Genomic DNA, 3,825 nt, shown 5'->3' with positions numbered 1-3,825 from the left:
GGGTGACAGTTCATCGGGTGGATTTGGTGAGCGCGATGGGATTCGAACCCATGACCTACTGATTAAAAGTCAGTTGCTCTACCGGCTGAGCTACGCGCTCCCGCGGGCGAAAGGCGGCCCTCGAAATTGCGCGGAACATAGGGAGAGTGCCTCGACCGGTCAACCGGAAAAAGAGAGCTCGCAAACACGGGTGGCTTCGGCCTGTCGCGACACTTGCCAGCCGCGCCACCGGTGGGAGAACAGCCAAGGGAACACTGGCATTTCTGCCCGACAGCGGCATCCAGTCTGGGGAACAATTGTATGCGCCGCTCGTTTTCCCGGCACAGGGACGTCCGCCAAAACCATCGAGGAGAAAACCAATGAACAGAATCACAACGAGCCTTCTGGCGGCCACTCTCTCCGCCACATTCGTTGCGGCGGAGGCCGTGTCGGTTAACGCCCAATCGAACTATGTGCCGCAATCCCAGGTCGCGGTGCCGGATGTGCAGACAGTCCAGTACCGGGAGTGGCGCAAGGACCGCTACAATCGCAATTTTTCGCGTGACCGCAGTTTTTCGCGTGACCGCAATTTTTCCCGCAATCGCGGCGCGTATTGGAACGGCCATCGCGGCTATCGCGAATATCGCCCCGGCTACCGTCGTCACGGCGATTATTGGTTCCCGCTCGCGGCGTTCGCGACTGGCGCGCTGATCACCGGTGCCATCATCAACAACGAGAACAACCGCGTCTACGGAGGCAACGCCCACGTCCAGTGGTGCTACGACCGCTATCGCAGCTACCGTGCTTCGGACAACACGTTCCAGCCGAATTACGGCCCTCGCAAGGAGTGCCGTTCGCCTTACTGATTCGTGAATGAGTGCCAATAGCTGACGAGTAGACCCGTGCCAGAATCTGTCGCGGGTCTTCTCTTTTCAGTAAGCATGGGAGCCGGCATCAGCCAGCCCAACTGATGGCCTTGATGATGTAAAAACGTGCATCGCCTTCCGAAGGTGAGCGATATGCTCCAAGGGCGTCGCAAATTCGAACCGCCGCGGCGCTCAGTTCCCAACCAAGCACTTCCAGGTCGTCATCGACATCCGTCACGTAAGACTGGGTCAGTTCGTCGATGCTATTTGTCTCGCCGAAGGATCGAACCCGCTTTGCGTCGATCATAACGTCATCGGGCCAATTTGAATTTGCCCAGGCCCAGAGCCAACTCTGCGACTTAGCGCTCGTGGACCCGGCAATCTGGACCTCTGCGGTGACTTTGATTTCTCCGCCCTTGGAAAACAAAAGCCTTCTGGTCTCGATGTCATAGTCGTAGCGAGACGAGTGGCCGAGCTGGAAGTCTCTCTCCAAGCGGTCATTCTTGGCATTTAGTTGTTCGATAGCCTCGTCGCGCCAAGCAGGATACCAATCTGGCTTCATTTCCCCTCGCCCCATTAGACAATCGGTTATGGCACACTCAGCGTCCGTCGCACAGCATCGCGCCAACCCGCGAGTTTGGCTGAGCGTATGGAGCTATCCATGTCCGGCTGGAAGCGCCGCTCCAGCGCCCAGCTTTTCGCAAACTTCTTAGCATCCGGCCACACGCCCGCCTTCGAGCCGGCCAGCCAGGCCGCCCCCAACGCCGTCGTCTCCAGAATGGTCGGGCGGTCGACCGGTGCATCGAGGATGTCGGCCAGACGCTGCATGGTCCAGTCCGACGCCACCATGCCGCCATCGACCCGCAGCACGGTCTTGGCCGAAGCCCCCTTCCAGTCCTTGCGCATGGCGTCGAGCAGGTCGCGCGTCTGGTAGGCAACGGATTCGAGCGCGGCACGGGCAAACTCGGCCGGGCCAGAATTGCGCGTCAGTCCGAAAATGGCGCCGCGTGCCTCGGCGTCCCAATGCGGCGCGCCGAGCCCGACGAAGGCCGGCACCAGGTAGACGTTTTGGGTCGGATCGGCTTCATCAGCCAATTTGCCGCTCTGCTCGGCCTTGCCGATCACCTTGATGCCATCGCGCAGCCATTGCACCGCAGCACCGGCAATAAAGATCGAGCCTTCCAGCGCGTAGGTCGTCTTGCCGTTCAGCCTGTAGGCAATGGTGGTCAAGAGCCGGTTCTTCGAACGCACAAGATCGCTCCCGGTGTTGAGCAGGGCAAAGCAGCCGGTGCCGTAGGTGGATTTCATCATGCCCGGCTCGAAACAGGCCTGGCCGATGGTTGCCGCATGCTGGTCGCCGGCGACACCGAGGATTCTTATCTCGGCGCCAAAGAGATTTTTCTCCGTGATTCCATAGTCATCGGCGCAGTCTTTCACCTCGGGAAGTATTTCTATTGGGATGTTGAGGATCGACAGCAGCTCGTCGTCCCAGGCATTCTCAGCGATATTGTAGACCAGCGTGCGCGAGGCGTTGGTGGCGTCCGTGGCGTGGACCTTGCCGCCGGTCAGCCGCCAGATCAAAAAGCTGTCGATGGTGCCGGCGAGCAATTCGCCCTTCTCGGCGCGTTTTCTCGCGCCTTTCACCTTGTCCAGCATCCAGGCGATCTTGGTGCCGGAAAAATAGGGATCGAGCAGCAGGCCGGTCTTGCGGGTGAACTTTTTCTCCAAGCCCTGCTTCTTGAGTTTCTGGCACAGCGGCGCGGTGCGCCGGTCCTGCCAGACAATGGCATTGTGGATCGGCTTGCCGGTCGCCTTATCCCAGATGACGACTGTTTCGCGCTGATTGGTGATACCGAGCGCCGCCACGTCGGAAGCATTCCGGCCGGCCTTCTTCAGCGCCGCCTTCACGGTCGACACCACACTCGCCCAGATATCTTCCGGATCGTGCTCGACCCAGCCGGAGGCCGGATAGTGCTGGGCGAATTCGTTTTGCCCACTGCCGGCGACCTTCATCTCGCCGTCGAACAGGATCGCCCGGGTCGAAGTCGTGCCCTGGTCGATGGCAAGGATATATCCGGTCATTATGCCTCCCCGCTTAGTCTTTTACACAAACAGGGGAGACGGCAAGATGCCGCCTCCCCCAATGTCACACGGGCGCAGACGCCCGCTTAGAACAATCTTACTTTTGCCAGCTCTTCACCAGTTCGTCGTAATTGATGGTGATCGGCTTTTCCTTCTCGTTCTCGATCTTCAGCTGAGGAGCGAGATTGCCCTTCTTGACCGCGTCGGCGTTCCAGTAGGCGAGGTCATGCTCTTCGGCCATCTTCGGACCGATGTCGCCCTGGATGCCAGCCTTTTCCAGGCGTTCCATGACCTTTTCCTGCTCAGAGCAAAGCGAGTCCATCGCCTCCTGCGCCGTCTTGGCGCCCGACGACGCATCGCCGATCGCCTGCCACCAGAGCTGTGCCAGCTTCGGATAGTCCGGAACGTTCGTTCCGGTCGGCGACCACTGAACACGGGCCGGCGAGCGGTAGAACTCGATCAGGCCGCCGAGCTTCGGAGCGCGTTCCGTGAAGCTCTTGTCCTGGATCGTCGACTCGCGGATGAGCGTCAGGCCGACATGGCTCTTCTTCACGTCGACCGTCTTCGACACCACGAACTGCGCATAGAGCCAGGCGGCCTTGGCGCGATCATCAGGCGTGGACTTGAGAAGCGTCCATGAACCCACGTCCTGATAGCCGAGCTTCATGCCGTCCTTCCAGTAGACGCCGTGCGGCGACGGAGCAAAGCGCCATTTCGGCGTGCCGTCCGCGTTCACGACCGGCAGCCCGTCCTTGACGAAGGAGGCGGTGAAGGCGGTGTAAGTGAACATCTGCTGCGCGACCGTGCCTTGCGACGGGACGGGGCCGGATTCGCCGAACGTCATGCCCTGGGCTTCCGGCGGCGCATAGGCCTTCAGCCAATCCAGGTACTTCTGGAT

Annotated in this window: 4 protein-coding genes and 1 tRNA gene; 1 reads left to right on the top strand and 4 read right to left on the bottom strand. The window is 60.3% G+C overall.

Features of this window, described 5'->3' with window-relative positions; all coding sequences use genetic code 11:
* Positions 1–24: 24 nt before the first annotated feature.
* Positions 25–100, bottom strand: a tRNA-Lys gene (locus EN984_RS25810).
* Between the two features lie 259 nt (positions 101–359).
* Between EN984_RS25810 and EN984_RS25805 the strand changes: the two genes are divergently transcribed.
* The gene (locus EN984_RS25805) at positions 360–845 is read left to right on the top strand and encodes a BA14K family protein (RefSeq protein ID WP_127272309.1); all 486 of its coding nucleotides are present in this window, start codon (positions 360–362) and stop codon (positions 843–845) included.
* 88 nt (positions 846–933) lie between these two features.
* Here the strand turns inward: EN984_RS25805 and EN984_RS25800 are convergent, their stop codons facing one another.
* The 3 genes from EN984_RS25800 to EN984_RS25790 form a co-directional block, all read right to left on the bottom strand.
* The gene (locus EN984_RS25800; RefSeq protein WP_127269599.1) at positions 934–1,407 is read right to left on the bottom strand and encodes a DUF6882 domain-containing protein; all 474 of its coding nucleotides are present in this window, start codon (positions 1,405–1,407) and stop codon (positions 934–936) included.
* A 26-nt stretch (positions 1,408–1,433) separates the two neighbouring features.
* Entirely contained in the window at positions 1,434–2,927 is a 1,494-nt protein-coding gene (glpK, locus tag EN984_RS25795) for a glycerol kinase GlpK (protein ID WP_127269598.1), read from the bottom strand.
* A gap of 97 nt (positions 2,928–3,024) precedes the next feature.
* The coding region (locus EN984_RS25790; RefSeq protein ID WP_164765647.1) for an ABC transporter substrate-binding protein at positions 3,025–3,825 on the bottom strand (801 nt) is incomplete at its 5' end.

Origin of the sequence: Mesorhizobium sp. M7A.F.Ca.CA.004.12.1.1 (assembly GCF_003997835.1) — a bacterium.
Classification (GTDB): domain Bacteria; phylum Pseudomonadota; class Alphaproteobacteria; order Rhizobiales; family Rhizobiaceae; genus Mesorhizobium.
The sequence above is the reverse complement of the archived record's forward strand: the minus strand, read 5'-3'. Positions and strand labels throughout refer to the sequence as shown.